Here is a 17,267-nt window from a genome sequence, read left to right on the forward strand (position 1 = left end):
GGAGCTGGAGGACGCGAAGCTGCGCCCCGACCGGTGGAACGTCCGCAACATCGCCGACAGGCTGAGCGAGGACGATCCGTGGGCGGGAACGGCCTCGCGGGGCCGGTCGGTGCGGGCGGCGGACAGGCGCCTGCCGGAAAGGTCTGACGCCCCTTCCGGCCGGCGCCCGCGTCGGCCGGGCTCAGCCGCGGCAGGCCTCCAGCAGCCGCAACCAGACCTCGCTGACCGTGGGGTAGGCGGGCACGGCATGCCACAGCCGCTCCAGCGGCACCTCGCCGGCGACGGCGACGGTCGCGGAGTGCAGCAGTTCGCTGACGCCGGGACCGACGAAGGTGACGCCCGCGACCACCCCGCGGTCGGCGTCGACGACCATCCGGGCGCGCCCCCGGTAGCCGTCGGCGTAGAGCGCGGCCCCCGCGACCTCCGCCATGTCAAGGTCCGCCACCCGCACCCGCATGCCCCGCTGTTCCGCCTCCGTGGCCGTCAGCCCCACCGACGCGGCCTCCGGGTCGGTGAAGACGACCTGCGGCACGGCGTCGTGGTCGGCGGTGGCCGAGTGCGCGCCCCAGCGGTCGGTCTCCAGCAGCGGAACGCCCGCCGCACGCGCGCCGATGGCGCTGCCCGCGATGCGGGCCTGGTACTTGCCCTGGTGCGTGAGGAGGGAACGGCCGTTGGCGTCGCCCACGGCGTACAGCCACCCGCCGTGCACGTCCTTCACCCGGAGGCTGTCGTCCACGGTCAGCCAGCTGCCCGGCTCGCAGCCCACCGTCTCCAGGCCCAGGTCGTCGGTGCGCGGCTTGCGGCCGGTGGCGAAGAGGACCTCGTCGGCCTCGAGCGTGCTGCCGTCGCTGAGTGACAGGGTGACGGGCCGGTCCGGGGAGGGCCGCTCCAGGCGCTCGACGGAGACGCCGGTACGCACCGTCGCACCGGCCTCCGTGAGCGATTCGGCGACCATCTCTCCGGCGAAGGGCTCCATGCGGGCCAGCAGCCCGTCTCCGCGGACGAGCAGCGTCACCTCGGAGCCCAGGGCCTGCCACGCGGTCGCCATCTCCGCTCCGACCGCTCCCCCGCCGACGACCGCGAGGCGCCCCGGCACCTCCTTGGAGGACGTGGCCTCCCGGCTGGTCCAGGGCTCCGCCCCGGCCATGCCCGGCAGGTCCGGGAGGGCCGCGCGGCTGCCGGTGCACACGGCGACGGCATGGCGGGCGGTGAGGGTGCGGGAGGAGCCGTCCGGCGTCTCGACGGTCACGCGGCGCGGGCCGTCGAGCCGGCCGTGGCCGCGTACGAGGTCCACGGGGACGGAGCGGAGCCAGTCGACCTGGCTCCCGTCCTGCCAGTTCGAGGTGAACGAGGTGCGCCGCGCCAGGACCGCGTCCGCGTCGAGCACGCCGCCGACGGCCTGCGCGGCCCCGGCCACGCGCCGGGCGTCGGCGAGGGCGGCGACGGGACGGAGCAGCGCCTTGCTGGGCATGCACGCCCAGTAGGAGCATTCGCCGCCCACGAGTTCACTCTCGACGACGACCGCCCCGAGTCCCATCGCATGGGCGCGCTCGGCCACGTTCTCCCCGACCGGGCCCGCTCCGATCACGATGACGTCGTACTCGTCGCCGTCAGGGGCTGCCGTGGTCGGAGCGGTCGCCTCGGAGCGTGTCATGTCGGCCTCCACGTGCTGGGTTCTGGAGTTTGCGGGTGCGCCCAGGCACCGGCCGTAAACGGGCCAGGAGGCCGGTGGAGTGTTCGTGCGCCCGCGGGTGCGGCTCAGCCCGCCGGGGTGGGCACCAGCACCACCGGGCAGTGCGCATGGTGCAGCACCGCGTGCGCGACCGGCCCGAGCTGCAGTCCCAGGCGGCGGTGCGGGCGGCGGTGCACGGCGATCACGAGGACGTCGGCGGCGCGGCTGGCCTCGATGAGGGTGGCTGCCGGGCTGCCGCCCTGTTCGCCGGCGCTGACCTCCACGCCGGGGTGGTCCTTGCTGACCGGGTCCACCAGCTTGCGTACGAGTTCCGACGCGGCCGAGCGGGCCTGCTGGGCCTCGCTGGGCGGCAGTTGGAGCCTGCCGGGCATGCGGGGCTGGTGCCAGGCGTGCAGGACGCGCAGCGACGAACCGCGGCGGCCGGCCTCCTCGAAGCCGAAGCGCAGCGCGGCGTCGTCCGACTCGGAGTGCATGCCGACCATGACGGTGCCGCGGTCGTTGGCGCCGTCCTTGCGGCTGTCGCCGACGACCAGCAGCGGGCCCGCGCAGTGCGTGGCGACGCGGAGGCTGACCGAGCCGATGAGCAGCCCGGAGAATCCGCCGTGCCCGCGCGTGCCGACGACGGTCAGCGCGGCGCTGCGGCTGGCCTTGACGAGGGTGTCGGCCGCCAGGGCCTCGGTGTGGACCTGCGCCACGACGCGCAGTCCGGGAACGCGCTCGTGGGCTCGCTGCCCCGCCGCGTCCAGGACGGCCGCCGCGGCGGACCTGATGCGTTCGGTGTCGGCCTCCAGCACGGGGACCCTGGAGCGGCGGGGCCATCCGGCGGAAATCACCATCTCGAGCGTGACGCCTCTCCGGTCCGCCTCTTCGGCGGCCATGTCGAGGGCACGCAGCGAGGGTTCGGATCCGTCGACGCCGACGACCACGCGGCCTTCGGCGGCCGGGGCTGCGGAGCGGTCATTCATCGGGCGGTTCTCCTCGGGTGGGCTCGTCCGTTTGTCCCCAGTGTGCGGGATTCGGGCGAAGGCCGGGAGAAGGCGTGGCGCCCGCGAAGTGACGAGGTGACGGGCCGGCCCGAATGTGACGGCGCAAGGCTGACGCGGAGTGAACTGACGCGCCGGGGGCGTCGTGACGTCCGGAGCGGAGGTGTGCGGGACCCGCCGGAGGTCAGGCGTCCGACGAGTGACCGGAGCCGCCGCGCCGTGCGCCGCGGGCGACCTCCCGCAGCCAGGCGGGCCGGTCGGCGATCTCCAGCAGCAGGAGCAGACGCGTCAACGGGGCGTCCCAGTCGCAGTGTTCGAGCTCCGCGACGGCGGCCTGAGCGTCCAGCGGCCCGGCCGAGGCGGGACGTTCGGATCCGAATGAGGTCACCAGGACTCCAGAGTGAGGGACAGATGAGCCGAACTGCGGTGATTCCGGGGCACGTTCACCGTTCAGTGCCGCTGCGTCAGCCATTCTCCACCGCGCGTACTTACGCCTGCAAGTACATCTGCAATTACAGATGCAAGAACGCGCGGCTGTGAGACAGTACGACCCAACTACCCCCGTACGGCTGTCAGATGGACGTCACAGAGAGGGCATTCATGCAGATCGAGAACGGAATCGAGGCCACCCGGCTCAAGAACGTCACCTGGCGCAAGAGCGCGCGCAGCAACCCCAACGGCAACTGCGTCGAGCTGGCCGGCCTGCCGGGCGGTCACGTCGCCGTGCGCAACTCGCGCCACCCTTCGGGCCCCGCGCTGGTCTATACGCCCGCCGAGATGGCGGCGTTCGTGCAGGGCGCCAAGGACGGCGACTTCGACGACCTGCTGACCGCGGGCGGCTGACCCGGGCGGAGCCGGATCAGGCAGCGGGGGGCGCGTGGCCCCCGGCCGTATGCGGCGCCACGACGGTGTGGCACATGGCCGGGGTATGTGCAAGCAGCATGACTGTACGGGCCGTTGACCGAGTGGGACACTGGGCGCTCGGCTCGTCACTCACGGGAGCAGGGAAGACCTGATGTCAGCAGAGCGGGAAAGCGATTCCTCGGTCAGGCGGATCCTGGACCATCCCCGTGGCGGACCGACGATTCTGCGCATCGTGCTCGGTACACAGCTGCGCAGGCTCCGCGAGGGACGCGGCATCACCCGTGAAGAGGCCGGGGACGCGATCCGGGGCTCCCACGCCAAGATCAGCCGCCTCGAACTGGGCAGAGTGGGCTGCAAGGAGCGGGACGTCGCCGATCTGCTCTCGCTCTACGGAGTCACCTCGGCACCGGAGCGCGAGGAGTATCTGGTGCTGGCGCGGCACGCCAACACCCCCGGCTGGTGGCAGAAGTACAGCGACGTGATGTCGCCGTGGTTCGACAGACTCATCGGCCTGGAGGAAGCCGCCTCCGTCATTCGCATGTACGAAGTGCAGTTCGTTCCGGGCCTGTTGCAGACGGAGGACTATGCCCGTGCCGTCATGAGGCTGGGTCATCCGCGCGCATCGACGGAGGAGATCGAGCGACGCGTGGAGCTCCGCCAGGACCGGCAGGCCATCCTCACCCGGCCGCACAGCCCCAAGCTGTGGGCGGTCGTCGACGAAGCGGCCCTGCAACGCCCTCTCGGTGGTGCGTTGGTGATGCGCGAGCAGATCAAACGGTTGCTGTGGGCGACCGAGCAGCCCAACATCACCGTGCAGATCGCACCGTTCGCGATCGGCGGCCTCGCTGCGGCCGGCGGGCCTGTGACGATACTCCGCTTCCAGGAGCCGGACCTGCCGGACATCGTCTATCTGGAACAGCTCACCTCCTCGCTGTACTTGGAGAAGCGCGACGAGGTGGAGAACTACATGGTGGTCATGGACCGGCTGTGCGCCACGGCCGAACCACCGTCGATGACGGTCGAGTTCCTGGAGGGGCTGCTGAGCCGCTTCGAGCGGCACTCGGGCTAGGGCCTGTGCGCCGATACGGTGCTGCCGAAACCAAGCCGTCCGGTCGAGGGCGAGCTGTCCGGCATGCTCCGCCGGACAGGCCCTGACCGCGGCCAGATGCGGACCGGCCCCGCGTACTGGAGCCGCGGCGGCCCGGCGGTACCTCCGTGCGGCGGGGCCCGCCCTGCGGACCCCGCCCCGCCGCCGGTGCTCAGCGCTTGCGGGCGACGCCTCCGAACTCGTACCACTCGTCGGTGAGTTGCTTCGGCCCGAGGTCCGAGTCCGGCCGCCAGTCGTTGATCTCCCCCAGGCCCGGCTCCAGGATCTCCAGACCGTCGAAGTAGCGCTCGACCTCGTGCGCCTGACGCACCCTGCCCCAGCGGTCGCCGGTGGCCTTCGCCATGAAGTCCGTGACGAAGTCCCGGGTCGCCTTGTCCTCGCTCACCAGCTGGTTGATCACCAGGAAGCTGCCCGACGGAAGGCGTTCGGCGACGCGGCGCAGCACGGCCGCCGGGTCGGAGGAGTCGGGGATGCAGTGCATCACGGAGACGAACAGGGCACCGACGGGCTTCGAGAGGTCTATCAGCCGGCCCACCTCGGGGTGCGCGAAGATCTCGTCGGTGTCGCGCAGATCCGCCTGGATGACCGCGGTGTTGGTGTTCTCGTCCAGCAGGGCCCGGCCGTGGGCCAGCACGATGGGGTCGTTGTCGACGTAGACGACCCGCGCCTGCGGGTCGACGCGCTGCGCGACCTGGTGCACGTTGTCCTGCGTCGGCAGGCCTGACCCGTGGTCGAGGAACTGCCGTACGCCGTACTCCTCCGCGAGGATGCGTACGGCGCGCCGGAGGAAGCGGCGGTTGTTGACGGCCAGCGGCCGCGTGCTCGGTACGACCTTGTCGAGTTCCTCGACGGCCTGACGGTCGACCTCGTAGTTGTCCTTTCCGCCGAGGTAGTGGTCGTACATACGCGCCACACTGGGAGTTGTGACGTCCACTCCCTGACCTTCCGCGACTTCGTCTTCGCGCATGCGTCCCTCACCGTCCGCCGTGCACGCGTCCCGTTGCGTACACGTTCCGTCACGGCGAAGCATGGCACGGCGATGTGGCGAAGAGCACCGCAACTACCCAGTAGGGAAAGGAAATTCGCAAGCCGTGCGACCACTGCTGCGGCAGGGACGCGAGTGACGTATGTGACATGCGGTCACAGTCCGGGGAGAGGCAGCTCCGCCCACACGACGCGCCCGGAGTCCGAGTCCTCCGGGCGCACACCCCAGCTCTCCGCGACCGCGTTCACGAGTTGCAGCCCGCGGCCGTTCACATCCTCCGCGGACGCCCGGCGGGGAGCCACCTCGTCGCATCCCACGCCCTCGTCGCACACCTCTATGCGCAGCCGCTGCTCGCAGACCTGGAGTCTGCAGCGGACGCGGCAGCTGTCGGTATGCACCACGGCATTGGTGAAGAACTCCGAGACGACGAGCTGCGCCGTACGGCCGACCTCCTCCGGCAGGCCCCAGCCGCGCACCTGACCGCGCACCATCTCGCGGGCCTCGGCCACCGCCGTGGCGTGTGCGGGCAGCTCGAAGCCCCCGCGACGCACGAGCGCCCCTGCGGGCGCGGACGGGGAGAGCGGTATGACAGGGCGGGACAAGGCCACGGTTGGTCGACGCCTTCCGACTACCTGCTGCGGGGAGGGACAGGGCCCGGAGGCAGCACCATGCGGCGCATGAGCTGTATCACATCCATCACTATGCGCCGTGCTCATCCCAGTTGGCAATAGTCGGTCTGCGAATTGCAGAATCGGAGGAACAGAGTGGCCTGTGCATTGATCGCATGGGACACTTCTAGCCGGGCAAGTCCGGTGGAAGGGAAGCGTCTTGGCTGACGGCCGTACCGCTCCGACCGTGGGTCAGATGGTCCTCGGCATGCGACTACGGGACTTGCGTGAGGCCGCCGGATGCTCCTTCGCCGAAGCGGCCGCGGCCCTGAGCGTGAACACCACCACGGTCCGCCGCATGGAGAAGGCCGAGGTGGGCCTCAAGCCGCCGTACGTGGAGAAACTTCTCAAAACGTACGGAATTCCCGAGAACGAGATCACCGCCTTTCTCGAACTGGTCGACGAAGCCAACCAGCCCGGCTGGTGGCAGGGATTCCGCGACGTACTGCCCCAGTGGTTCAGCCTCTACGTCAGCCTGGAGGGCGAGGCGAGCCTGATCCGCGCCTACGAGCCGCACTGCGTGCACGGGCTGCTCCAGACCGAGGAGTACGCGCGGGCGCTGCTGCGCACCGGCTTCCCCAACGCCGGGGAGGAGGAGCTGGGCCGCCGGGTCGCCCTGCGCATGGAGCGCCAGGAACTGCTGAGGCGGACGGACGGGCCGCGGCTGTGGGTGCTGCTGGAGGAACAGGTCCTGCGGCGTCACGTCGGCGCTCCGCAGGTGATGCGCGGCCAGATCGACCGGCTGATCGAGAGCGCCGCCCTGCCTCACGTCACCGTGCAGATCATCCCGTTCGCCTCCGGGGCGCACCCCGCCATGTTCGGGCCGTTCCAGCTCTTCCGGTTCGACATCCCCGAGCTGCCCGACATCGTCTACGCCGAGAGCCTCAGCGGCGCCGTCTACTACGACGAGCGCCGCGACACCACCGTCTACCTGGAGGCACTGGACCGCATAGGTGCGCAGGCCGCACCGGCACGACGCACCGAGGCTCTCCTCGGTGAGATCCGCAAGGAGTTCTGACTGCATGGGCCGCGATACGACACAGGACATCTACAACGGCATGCCCTCCCGGGAGCTGGGTGCCGAGGGCTGGCACAAGCCGTGGAGCGGCCCGAACGGCGGGAACTGCCTGGAGGCCATGAAGCTCGGGGACGGCCGCATCGCGCTGCGGCAGTCCACCGACCCGGACGGCCCCGCCCTGATATACGACCCCGCCGAGATCGACACCTTCATACGCGGCGCCAAGCGCGGTGAGGCCGACTTCCTGCTCACCCACGGATGACCACGACCGCCCAGCACGGAAACGGAGCCACCGTTGACTGGAGTGACTGGAGTGACCGGAGTGACTGGACCGCCGGGACGGACGGGAGCGGCGCGGCCCGCGGGATCCTCCCGCGGCGGCCGCGCCGGGGGCCGGGCGGGACCGGCACCGGAGCCCGGAAGAGCGCACCCGGCCCGCATGCACGACTACTACCTGGGCGGCCGCGACCACTCGGACGCCGACGTGCGGGCTGCGGAAGCCATGGCCACCGCGATGCCGGCGGTGCGCACCGCGGCACGCGCCAACCGGGACTTCATGCTCCGGGCGACCCGCTGGCTCGCGTCCGAGCGCGGCGTCGGGCAGTTCCTGGACATAGGGTCCGGCATCCCCACCGAGCCGAATCTGCACCAGGCAGCCCGGGAGGCCGCCCCCGGGGCGAAGGTCGTCTACAGCGACAACGACCCCCTCGTCCTGCGGCACGCCCGTGAGGCTCTCGACGACAACGACGAGGGCCGCACCGCCTATGTGCACGCGGATCTCACGGACCCGGAGAGCATCCTCGACGCCCCCGGCCTGAGCGACACCATCGACCTGGGCCGCCCCGTGGGCCTCTCCCTCAGCGCTGTGCTGCACTTCGTGCGCGACGAGCAGCATCCGTACGACATCGTCCGCACGCTGCTCGGCGCGCTCCCCGCCGGCAGCCATCTCGTCCTCACGCACGCGACGGCCGACTTCCTCGACACCGCCGCCGCGGCGCGGGCCGAGACGGTGCTCGGGACGTATGCGAGCGGCTGCCCGCTGCGGCCCCGTACGCGCTCGGAGGTGGCCCGCTTCTTCGACGGTCTGGAGCTGGCCGACCCCGGACTCGTACTCCCCCATCAGTGGCGCCCGGGCCCGGACACCCCGGCGCAACTGTCCGGCGAAGAGGTGCCGAGCTACGCGGGGGTCGCCCGTAAACCGTGACCGGGCACCTCGAGGGGCAGCCGTTGACACGGGGTGCCGCGCGGACGCACGATAAGCAAGCGCTTAGGAATGCGCCCGTACGCCGCCGACCGTGATCGGATCACGCCACATGGCCAATTCGTCGCTCCTGCTCTCCCGCCGGGATCTGGACTTCCTCCTCCACCAGTGGCTCGACGCCGAGGAGCTGACCCGGCGCCCGCGCTTCGCCGAGCACTCACGCGAGACCTTCGACGCCGTGCTCGACCTGAGCGAGCAGATCGCCACACGCCGGTTCGCGACGCACAACAAGAAGAACGACCAGCAGGAGCCCCGCTTCGACGGTGAACGCGTGCACACCGTGCCGGAGGTGAAGGAGGCGCTGGACGCCTTCGCCAAGGCCGACCTGCTGGCCGCCCCCATGGACGAGGAACTGGGCGGCATGCAGCTGCCGCAGCTGATGACGACCGCCTGCTTCAGCTGGTTCCAGGCGGCGAACATCGGCACGTCCGCCTACGTCTTTCTCACCCTCGGCAACGCCAGGCTCCTGTGCGAGTACGGATCCCCCCAGCAGATCGACACCTATGTACGGCCCATGCTCGCCGGCCGCTTCTTCGGCACCATGTGCCTCTCCGAGCCGCAGGCGGGCTCTTCGCTGGCCGATGTCGCCACCCGCGCCGAACCCCAACCGGACGGCAGCTACCGGCTGTTCGGCAGCAAAATGTGGATCTCGGCGGGCGACCACGAGCTCGCGGAGAACATCGTCCATCTGGTCCTGGCCCGCATCCCCGGGGCGCCCCCGGGCGTCAAGGGCCTCTCGCTGTTCATCGTGCCCAAGTACCTCGTCGGTGAGGACGGCACCCTCGGCGAGCGCAACGACGTCGTGACGGCCGGGCTCAACCACAAGATGGGCTACCGGGGCACGACCAACACCCTGCTCAACTTCGGTGAGGGCGCGCACATTCCGGGCGGCGCCCCGGGCGCGGCCGCGTACCTCGTGGGCCTGCCGAACTGCGGGCTCACGTACATGTTCCACATGATGAACGGCGCCCGCATCGGAGTCGGCGCCGGGGCCATGGCCCTGGGCTACACCGGCTATCTGAAGTCGCTCGAGTACGCGCGCGAACGCCCGCAGGGCCGGCCCGCCGCCGGCAAGGACGCCTCCGCGCCGCAGGTGCCCATCATCGAACACGCCGACGTGCGGCGGATGCTGCTCGCCCAGAAGTCGTACGTCGAGGGCGCGCTCGCACTTCTGCTGTACTGCTCGCGGCTCGTCGACGAGCAGCAGACCGCCGAGCACGAGGAGGAGCGCGCGCACGCACGTCTCCTGCTGGACGTGCTCACCCCGATCGCCAAGAGCTGGCCCTCGCAGTGGTGCCTGGAGGCCAACAACCTCGCGATTCAGGTGCACGGCGGTTACGGCTACACCCGTGAGTACGACGTCGAGCAGCACTACCGCGACAACCGCCTCAACCCCATCCACGAGGGGACGCACGGCATCCAGGCCCTCGACCTGCTCGGCCGCAAGGCCGTCATGGACGGCGGAGCCGGTCTCGTGGCGCTCGGCGAGACCATCGGCAAGACGGTGGAGCGGGCACTGGCCACCGAGGGCGAGGCGGCCGAACTGGGCGCCGCCCTGCGGGAGTCGTGGGAGCGGGTCACCAAGGTCACCGCGCGGCTGTGGGGCACCGGCGATCCGTCGGTGGCCCTCGCGAACGCCTCCGTGTATCTGGAGGCGGTGGGGCACACCGTCGTGGCGTGGATATGGCTCGGCCAGTTCCTGGCGACGGCCGGTCACGACGACGCCTTCCACCAGGGCAAGCGGCAGGCGGCGCGCTACTTCTTCCGTCACGAACTGCCCCGCACGGCACCGCAGTTCGACCTGCTGGAGTCGCTCGACACCACCACGCTGGAGACCGAGCCGGACTGGTTCTAGGCGGCTCCGGGCCCAACGGCTCCGGGGCCCAACGGGAGCCCCGGGCTCCGGTTGGTCCCCGGCAGGAGGAGCCTCGGCCCGCCCTCGGGGGCCCCGCGTCGTGCGGGCACCGAAAGTCCGGGCGCGGCCCACGAGTTGACCGAGCCGCGCCCGGACTGCTGCGCCGTCCTTGTTGTCGGTCCGTGCTGTCAGTCCTTCTTGTCAGTCCTTGTTGTGCGGTGTGCGCCCGTCGCAGCCGAGTTCGTCACCGCGTACCGGGGCGCCCTCGACGCTGCTGCGGTCGTAGACGACGTCGGCCACGTCGGTGCCCTTCGTACCGGGCCTCACCGTGAAGACCTGCGAGTGCTTGGTGCCCTTAACCTTCTGGGGCCGCATCACCGCCCCGGGCATCGCTGCCGAGACGGTGCTCGCCTTGCGCTGCCAGTGGGCGTCGTAGGTGATCTCCGTGCGTCCGCCGCCGGCACCGGCGGCGGTGGCCCGCCGCGGGCTGATGACCTGGAAGCCGTTGTCCCGCAGTTCCTGTGCGATGTGCTCGGCGGTCTTTCCGCTTCCCTCCACCCGGACCTTGACCTCCTCCGGCCGGTACGGCACGGGCGTGGCGCCGGGCGCCGGGCCCGTGACGGTGTTTCCGGTGATGGGCCGGTCCGCGCGCAGATCGGCGAAGAGGGCACGGGCTCGCGGGCCGTCCCATCGGAGGGTGGAGCCCCACACGGGTGCGCGGTGGTCGAAGTCCTGGAGCGGCACGGTCGCGAACTCCGTGCGCTTCGCCGTCAGGCCGCGCAGGTCGTGTGCCAGCCGTGCCAGCTGTCCCGTCGTGAAGCCCTTGTCCCAGCGGACCGAGCCGCGCAACGCGGCGGCGGCACGTACCACTTCGAGCGGTCTCCCGGCAGTCCGGTCGCTGGTGAGCGTGCGCAGGAGCTCGCCGAGGACGTGCTGCTGCCGGCGGATGCGGCCGAGGTCGCCGGGCGGGTCGACGTGCCGGGCGCGCACGAACCGCAGCGCGTGGTTCCCGTTCAGCGTGTGCGTGCCCGCCGCGAGTTTCAGGCCGCTGTTCTTGTCCTTCAGCGGTTCGGCGGAGCAGACCTGAGCCCCCTTCAGCCGGTCCACGGTCTTCTCGAACCCGGGGAAGTCGGTCTCGGCGTAGTGATCGATGCGGACCCCGGTGCTCTGCTCGACGGTGCGGATGGTGAGCGCGGGGCCGCCGTGGGCGTACGCACTGTTGATCTTGCCGAGGTGGCGCGTGGTGCGTTCGGTGATCTTGCCGAAGCCCTTGCCGTGGTCGCGGTGCGCGGCGAACCGCACGTAGGAGTCCCGGGGAATGCTCACCACGCTGACACGTCGCCGGTCGGCGGAGATGTGAAGCAGCATCATCACGTCCGTGCAGTCGCACTGCTCGCCGTTCACATGCAGCCGGTTCTTCGTCTTCTGGGAGAGCCCCTCACGCCGGTCGAGTCCGACGAGAAGGATGTTCATGCCCGGACCCCGGGCGGGACGGGCGGCCTCGGAGAGCTTCTCGAAGGCGTTGCTCACGCGCTCCGAATCGCCGGGCGGGACGGGCGCGTTCGTCGCGACCGCCTTCGCGTCGAGCGCGGCGCCGCATGTGAGCGCGGCACACACGGTGCAGGCCACGGCGAGCAGCCGGCGAGCGCGCGGGGACCGGGCGGGACGGGCGGGACGCGGGGACCGGGCGGGGCTGGAGAGAGGGGACATGAGTCGGTGCACCTCCGGCGGAATGTGGGATTCCGCATGCTAGGCACGGCCCGTGCCCGTACTCCGGCGATACGTCGTGCTCACCCGTACGGCTCACCCGGTCAGATGAACGCCAGTCGATCCTGCCCGCCTCACCCGTCCCCGCGGGGCTCTCCCCCACGGTTCACGTCACGTCGTCGCGCCGTTCCAGAGGCCTGGTCGCAGGGCCCTGGATCACCCGTCCCTCGGTGTCGAAGCGCGAGCCGTGGCAGGGGCACTCCCACGCGCCCTCGGCGTCGTTGAACCTCACAAGGCACCCCAGATGCGTGCAGCGCGGCGAGAGCGCACGCACCTCGCCCTCCGGCGTGCGGTGCACCGCGCAGCGGCGCCCCCGCACCCGCACGATCGCGCCCGTACCCGGTGCGACCTCCTCCACGGAGTCGGCGTACGACGAGCGCAGCCGGTCACCGACGAAGCGGCCCGCGACCGCCGACTGAAGCCGCAGCATCGCCGGCGCCTCACGGGGACTCAGCCGGCGCGGCTCGTACAACTTCGCCCAGGGCGGCAGCGCTTCACCGGTGATGTACGCGGTGAGAATCTGCCCGGCCAGCACGCCGCCGGACATTCCCCAGCCGCCGAAGCCGGTGGCCACCCAGGTGTGCTGCGACGCCGGGTGGAAGGCGCCGATGTAGGGGACGCGGTCGGTGGTGTCGTTGTCCTGGGTCGCCCAGCGGTGCACGAGCCGGGCGTCGGGGAAGCGTTCGTACGTCCACGCCGCGAGCCGCTCGTAGCCCGCGGCCACCGAACCCTGTCCCCCGGTTCCCGGCGTGAACTTCTCACCGGTGACGATCAGCAGCCGCTTTCCCTTCCCGAACGGATAGGGAGCGGTCCGCACCGAACGCGTGCCGCGTTCCGGGGTGAGGTAGGCGCCGCGGGGGTCCTGGCCGTCCGGCAGCAGCGCGGAGACGACGAGTTCCCGGCGGGGCTCCAGCCTGGAGAACATCAACGCCCGGTCGAAGACGGGGTAGTGAGTGGCCACCACGACGTCACGGGCGACGACCTCGGCGTCGTTCTCGGTGACCACCCGGCACGGATCGCCCTCGTCCAGGCCGGTGACACGGGTGCGCTCGTGGATGCGCCCGCCGCGCCGCAGCAGGTCCTCGGCGAGAGCGAGCAGGTACTTGCGCGGATGGAACTGTGCCTGGTCCTCGACGCGTACGGCCGCGCACACCGGAAAGGGAAGCCCGGTCTCCGTGACGAAGGACGCGGGCAGCCCGGCCTCCAGGGCCGCCTCGGCCTCGGCCTGTATCTCGTCCGCGTGGTGCTCGGACTCGACAAAGGTGTACGCGGGGATCCGCTCCAGGTCACAGCCGATCCCCAACTCCTCTGTCACGTCCTCGAGATGGTCGATGGCCTGCTGCTGGGAGGAAGCGTAGAGGCGGGCGTCCTCGACGCCGCGCCTCTCCCGCAGATACGAGTAGACAAGACCGTGCAGGGCCGAGACCTTGCCGGTCGTGTGGCCCGTGACTCCCGCGGCGATGCGGTCGGCCTCGAGCACGGCGACGCTCCTGCCCGCCCGCGCCAGCTCCCACGCGACGGACAGGCCGGCCACTCCGCCGCCGACGACCGCGACGTCCACTTCCGTCACGCTCCCGGCCGGAAGCGGTGGATGGGCCGACGCCCCGGCCGACAGCATCCAGTAGGACTCGTAACCGACGGGCAGTGTGGTCACCGCTGCTCCTCGTGATCGTCCGCGGCTCGCCGGCTCATCCGGCTCGTCCGGGTCGTGCTGTTGTCCGCCGGGCCGTGCACCGGCGTCCGCCGTATGCACGTCCCGCGTGCCTCCCCCGCTGGATCTCCGTGGCATCCCCAGTACCACTGTCGGGCTGTTCAACCCTGCTGTGATTCCCGTCGCCGCACGGGTCACGCGTGACGGCGGGGTTTCCGCGGCCGTCTCCGCGTGTCCGGGGAGGGCTCCCGGGTACCCGGCCGCCTTCTACGGAGGTGATGAGGAAATGAAGGCAGTCGTCTGGCAGGGAAAGCGGGACGTGCAGGTCGCCGAGGTGCCCGACCCCGTCGTGCAGGAGCCGACCGACGCGGTCATCCGGATCACGTCGACCGGGCTGTGCGGCTCGGACCTGCACCTCTACGAGGTTCTGACACCGCTGATGACACCGGGCGACATCCTCGGGCACGAACCGATGGGTGTCGTCGAGGAGGTCGGCAGTGAAGTGACGCATCTGAAGCCGGGCGACCGCGTGGTCGTGCCCTTCCAGATCGCCTGCGGCTCCTGCTTCATGTGTGACCAGGGCCTGCAGACCCAATGCGAGACGACACAGGTCCGTGAGCACGGTGTGGGCGCGCCGCTGTACGGCTACACGAAGCTCTACGGGGCCGTGCCCGGCGCCCAGGCGGAGTATCTGCGCGTGCCGCAGGCCCAGTACGGACCCGTCAAGGTCCCCGACGGGCCGCATGACGACCGCTTCCTGTTCCTCTCGGACGTCCTGCCGACGGCCTGGCAGGCCGTCGAGTACGCGGACGTCCCCAAGGGCGGAACCGTGACCGTCATCGGTCTCGGCCCGATCGGCGACATGGCATGCCGGATCGCGCTGCACCGTGGAGCGGGGCAGGTCATCGGCATCGACCTGGTACCCGAACGGCTCGCGCGGGCGCGCGCCCGCGGCGCAGAGGTGCTGGACCTCACGGAGCACGACGACATCGGCGCCGCCGTACGGGACATGACACACGGACGCGGCACGGACGCCGTCATCGACGCCGTCGGCATGGAGGCACACGGCAACGTCGCGGGCAAGGTGGCACAGACCATGGGCGGCATGCTCCCCGGGAAGCTGGCCGAGAAGGTCATCACCAAGGCCGGGGTGGACCGGCTCTCCGCCTTCCAGGCCGCTATCGACATCGTGCGCCGCGGCGGGACGATCTCGCTCTCCGGTCTGTACGGCGGCGCCGCCGACCCCCTGCCGATGCTGACGCTCTTCGACAAGCAGATCCAGCTGCGCATGGGACAGGCCAACGTCAAGCGTTGGGTGCCGGACATCCTGCCGCTGCTCTCCGACGAGGACGTCCTCGGGGTGGACGACTTCGCCACCCACCACCTGCCGCTGGTGCAGGCGCCGGAGGCCTACGAGATGTTCCAGAAGAAGGCCGACGGCGCGGTGAAGGTCGTCATGCGGCCGTGACCGCGCCGGGACGTTGCCGAGCGGGGTCCTGTGCGGGGATTCGCTACGGGGATTCGCTACGGGGCAGCACCGCACGGGTCGACTGCACTGCTGAGCACGGGAGTTGAGCACTGCGACGACGGGCGCGCGCCGCTCGCGCGGGCGCCCCGGCGGCGCTTCTGCTTCCTGCTGCCGGATCAGTTCGCGGAGCAGGCCCCTGGTCCCCTCGTCACGAGGGAGTCACCTCGTCACGTGCAGGATGTCCAGCACCTCGTTGTCGCTCAGCTGCGGGAAACTCCCGTACCAGAAGCCGACCGAGCCGAACGCCGGCGGCACGTACGCGCAGACGATCTCGTCGGCCTCACCGGCCAGTTGATCCGTCGCCTCCCGCGAGCACACGGGAGCCGCGAGCACCGTGCGTGCGGGACCGGCCTGCCGCACGGCACGCAGCGCGGCGCGCGCCGTCGAGCCCGTGGCGACGCCGTCGTCGACGACGACAGCGGATCGGCCCGCGAGGTCCAGGGCGCCACGGCCCCGCCGGTAGGCCTCCTCCCGCCGCTTCAGCTCGGCCTGTTCGAGTTCGGCGGTGCGCGCCAGGTCGCGTTCGCTCAGCCCCAACTCCCCCAGAAGAACGGGGTCGTAGACGGGCGCGGCGTCACCCGCCACTGCTCCCACGCCCAGCTCCGGCTGGAAGGGAGCACCGATCTTGCGGGCGACGACGACGTCCAGCGGCGCACCCAGCGCCCGGGCGATCTCGTCGGCGACGGGTACACCGCCGCGCGGCAGCGCCAGCACGACGGGTTCCGGCAGCCGTCCCTCATGCTGCTGCCGGGTCAGCTTCTCGGCCAGGGCCTTCCCCGCCTCCCGGCGGTCACGGAACTGCATGACTGCCTCCTCCCTCCATGCGGGGAGCTGTGCCGTTCGCGGTACCCGTCTTCAGAGAAGCTACACAGTCCGCGGTACGGAAGTTCCCCTTCCGACACCGGAATTCCATCGAATCCGCTCCCGTGAGCGTGCCCGGAGGACTACGGTGTGTCGCTGCGGGGGTCGTCGTTTGCCGAATGCCGGGAGGGGCTCCGCCATGGGCGTGCAAGCAGTGCCGACGCCTGCTCTACACGTGCGACAGATGCTGGCGCGGGCCCGGAATCCGTTCGACATCTCCGACGCCGTGCTCGCCCGCGTCGAGAACGCCCTGCTGTGCCACGTGGAGCTGCACGGCTGGCGCCAGCGCAAGGCACCGGCGCCGAGCCTGCGGTGCACCAGCCACCGGCACGTCTTCCTGCTGCCCGACGGGGATCTCCTGTCGCTGTGGGAGCTCAGCTACGACAGCGACGACGGCGCCGGAGGCCGTGTTCTGCACGAGTTGTACGAGAGCGAGGAGGCCCTGGTCCGCTCGGAGCAGCGGGTGCACCAGGCGCACCGGTCCGCCGCGCACGGCCCGCGGAACCCCCGGCCGGTCCGCGACGTACCCGTAGAGCTGCTGCTGACGGCGGACCATCCCTTCGGCAGGCGTACGTACAGCGAGACCGACTCCCCCGACCACGCCCGCCGCCTTCTGCGCCGCGCGGAGAACGCCGACCGGCCGGGCGAGGAGATCGTGCGGCTGCTGGAGACGGCCCGCGGCCACGAGATCCTCCCCGTGCCGAGGCCGCAGGTGCTGGCCCACGAGCGGCACGTGTGGTGCACGGTCTACGAGCACGCGTTCCTGCTGGCCGACGGCTCCGAGATCAGCCTGTACGAGGTCGAGCACGACCTGTCCGGCACGGGAGCGCTGGTATGCGAGGTCTACCTGGAAGAGGGGTTCGCGGACCGTGCCGTGAACCGTCTGGTGCGTGACCGCGGCTTCGGTTCCTGAACGTCCGAGTTTCGGACCTGTCCGGCGACGGCTCAGGTGTGTGCCTCTGTGCGACTTGTCGTGACCCCTTGTGACTTTCCGGGCGCCGAACGTATCGTGGGCGCGCTCCGTA

Annotated in this window: 16 protein-coding genes; 8 read left to right on the forward strand and 8 right to left on the reverse strand. The window is 71.0% G+C overall.

The genetic code is table 11. The annotated features are described in order from the left end of the window. Nucleotides 1-181: 181 nt before the first annotated feature. The 3 genes from EV375_RS25735 to EV375_RS25745 all read right to left on the reverse strand — a co-directional run bounded on the left by EV375_RS25735 (nt 182) and on the right by EV375_RS25745 (nt 3,064). Entirely contained in the window at nt 182-1,654 is a 1,473-nt protein-coding gene (locus EV375_RS25735) for a dihydrolipoyl dehydrogenase family protein (protein ID WP_130302329.1), read from the reverse strand. 104 nt (nt 1,655-1,758) lie between these two features. After that, nucleotides 1,759-2,658 (reverse strand): universal stress protein, encoded by a 900-nt coding sequence (locus tag EV375_RS25740; protein ID WP_130302330.1) that lies wholly within the window; start codon nt 2,656-2,658, stop codon nt 1,759-1,761. A 202-nt stretch (nt 2,659-2,860) separates the two neighbouring features. Then, nucleotides 2,861-3,064 carry a hypothetical protein gene (locus EV375_RS25745; RefSeq protein WP_130302331.1) on the reverse strand — a complete coding sequence of 68 codons (204 nt, stop codon included), beginning with the start codon at nt 3,062-3,064 and terminating at the stop codon, nt 2,861-2,863. Between the two features lie 212 nt (nt 3,065-3,276). Here EV375_RS25745 and EV375_RS25750 point away from each other — a divergent pair, with 212 nt between their 5' ends. Together EV375_RS25750 and EV375_RS25755 are read left to right on the forward strand one after the other, a co-directional pair. Continuing rightward, nucleotides 3,277-3,519 (forward strand): DUF397 domain-containing protein, encoded by a 243-nt coding sequence (locus EV375_RS25750; protein WP_130302884.1) that lies wholly within the window; start codon nt 3,277-3,279, stop codon nt 3,517-3,519. Between the two features lie 172 nt (nt 3,520-3,691). Continuing rightward, nucleotides 3,692-4,609, forward strand: coding sequence for a Scr1 family TA system antitoxin-like transcriptional regulator (locus tag EV375_RS25755; RefSeq protein ID WP_130302332.1), 918 nt, complete (start codon nt 3,692-3,694; stop codon nt 4,607-4,609). 190 nt (nt 4,610-4,799) lie between these two features. On the opposite strand, the gene EV375_RS25760 is transcribed toward EV375_RS25755, so the two are convergent. Beyond that, nucleotides 4,800-5,615, reverse strand: a complete 816-nt coding sequence (locus tag EV375_RS25760) for an SAM-dependent methyltransferase (protein WP_130302333.1) — start codon at nt 5,613-5,615, stop codon at nt 4,800-4,802. A 173-nt stretch (nt 5,616-5,788) separates the two neighbouring features. Then, complete coding sequence (locus EV375_RS25765; RefSeq protein WP_486588810.1) at nt 5,789-6,241, reverse strand: ATP-binding protein; 453 nt, start codon at nt 6,239-6,241, stop codon at nt 5,789-5,791. A 256-nt stretch (nt 6,242-6,497) separates the two neighbouring features. On the opposite strand from EV375_RS25765, the gene EV375_RS25770 reads away from it, so the two are divergent. The 4 genes from EV375_RS25770 to EV375_RS25785 all read left to right on the forward strand — a co-directional run bounded on the left by EV375_RS25770 (nt 6,498) and on the right by EV375_RS25785 (nt 10,435). Then, a complete protein-coding gene (locus EV375_RS25770) occupies nt 6,498-7,319 on the forward strand; it encodes a helix-turn-helix domain-containing protein (protein ID WP_207228519.1) in 822 nt (273 codons plus the stop codon). Between the two features lie 4 nt (nt 7,320-7,323). Further along, nucleotides 7,324-7,581 (forward strand): DUF397 domain-containing protein, encoded by a 258-nt coding sequence (locus tag EV375_RS25775; RefSeq protein ID WP_130302336.1) that lies wholly within the window; start codon nt 7,324-7,326, stop codon nt 7,579-7,581. 60 nt (nt 7,582-7,641) lie between these two features. After that, a complete protein-coding gene (locus EV375_RS25780; protein WP_486588872.1) occupies nt 7,642-8,523 on the forward strand; it encodes a class I SAM-dependent methyltransferase in 882 nt (293 codons plus the stop codon). 91 nt (nt 8,524-8,614) lie between these two features. Then, on the forward strand, nt 8,615-10,435 hold the full coding sequence (locus EV375_RS25785) for an acyl-CoA dehydrogenase (RefSeq protein ID WP_486588811.1): 1,821 nt from the start codon (nt 8,615-8,617) through the stop codon (nt 10,433-10,435). A gap of 201 nt (nt 10,436-10,636) precedes the next feature. Here EV375_RS25785 and EV375_RS25790 read toward each other — a convergent pair whose 3' ends face one another. Together EV375_RS25790 and EV375_RS25795 are read right to left on the reverse strand one after the other, a co-directional pair. Continuing rightward, nucleotides 10,637-12,145 (reverse strand): LCP family protein, encoded by a 1,509-nt coding sequence (locus EV375_RS25790; protein WP_130302338.1) that lies wholly within the window; start codon nt 12,143-12,145, stop codon nt 10,637-10,639. A gap of 163 nt (nt 12,146-12,308) precedes the next feature. Beyond that, nucleotides 12,309-13,856, reverse strand: a complete 1,548-nt coding sequence (locus EV375_RS25795) for an FAD-dependent oxidoreductase (RefSeq protein WP_130302339.1) — start codon at nt 13,854-13,856, stop codon at nt 12,309-12,311. A 283-nt stretch (nt 13,857-14,139) separates the two neighbouring features. Between EV375_RS25795 and EV375_RS25800 the strand changes: the two genes are divergently transcribed. After that, nucleotides 14,140-15,321, forward strand: coding sequence for an alcohol dehydrogenase catalytic domain-containing protein (locus EV375_RS25800; protein WP_130302340.1), 1,182 nt, complete (start codon nt 14,140-14,142; stop codon nt 15,319-15,321). Nucleotides 15,322-15,540: 219 nt separating this feature from the next. Here EV375_RS25800 and EV375_RS25805 read toward each other — a convergent pair whose 3' ends face one another. Further along, nucleotides 15,541-16,185, reverse strand: a complete 645-nt coding sequence (locus tag EV375_RS25805; RefSeq protein ID WP_130302341.1) for a phosphoribosyltransferase family protein — start codon at nt 16,183-16,185, stop codon at nt 15,541-15,543. A gap of 196 nt (nt 16,186-16,381) precedes the next feature. Here EV375_RS25805 and EV375_RS25810 point away from each other — a divergent pair, with 196 nt between their 5' ends. After that, nucleotides 16,382-17,155: a DUF6227 family protein gene (locus EV375_RS25810; protein WP_130302342.1), complete on the forward strand. Its 774-nt coding sequence runs from the start codon at nt 16,382-16,384 to the stop codon at nt 17,153-17,155. Nucleotides 17,156-17,267 lie beyond the last annotated feature (112 nt).

The organism is Streptomyces sp. CNZ301, assembly GCF_004217425.1.

What these genes read in the sequence shown, in the direction of transcription:
- EV375_RS25740 (WP_130302330.1), bottom strand. Translation starts at nt 2,658, where the DNA reads ATGAATGACCGCTCCGCAGCCCCGGCCGCCGAAGGCCGCGTGGTCGTC.
- EV375_RS25735 (WP_130302329.1), bottom strand. Translation starts at nt 1,654, where the DNA reads ATGACACGCTCCGAGGCGACCGCTCCGACCACGGCAGCCCCTGACGGC.
- EV375_RS25750 (WP_130302884.1), top strand. Translation starts at nt 3,277, where the DNA reads ATGCAGATCGAGAACGGAATCGAGGCCACCCGGCTCAAGAACGTCACC.
- EV375_RS25805 (WP_130302341.1), bottom strand. Translation starts at nt 16,185, where the DNA reads ATGCAGTTCCGTGACCGCCGGGAGGCGGGGAAGGCCCTGGCCGAGAAG.
- EV375_RS25755 (WP_130302332.1), top strand. Translation starts at nt 3,692, where the DNA reads ATGTCAGCAGAGCGGGAAAGCGATTCCTCGGTCAGGCGGATCCTGGAC.
- EV375_RS25760 (WP_130302333.1), bottom strand. Translation starts at nt 5,615, where the DNA reads ATGCGCGAAGACGAAGTCGCGGAAGGTCAGGGAGTGGACGTCACAACT.
- EV375_RS25775 (WP_130302336.1), top strand. Translation starts at nt 7,324, where the DNA reads ATGGGCCGCGATACGACACAGGACATCTACAACGGCATGCCCTCCCGG.
- EV375_RS25790 (WP_130302338.1), bottom strand. Translation starts at nt 12,145, where the DNA reads ATGTCCCCTCTCTCCAGCCCCGCCCGGTCCCCGCGTCCCGCCCGTCCC.
- EV375_RS25810 (WP_130302342.1), top strand. Translation starts at nt 16,382, where the DNA reads ATGGGCGTGCAAGCAGTGCCGACGCCTGCTCTACACGTGCGACAGATG.
- EV375_RS25770 (WP_207228519.1), top strand. Translation starts at nt 6,498, where the DNA reads ATGGTCCTCGGCATGCGACTACGGGACTTGCGTGAGGCCGCCGGATGC.
- EV375_RS25800 (WP_130302340.1), top strand. Translation starts at nt 14,140, where the DNA reads ATGAAGGCAGTCGTCTGGCAGGGAAAGCGGGACGTGCAGGTCGCCGAG.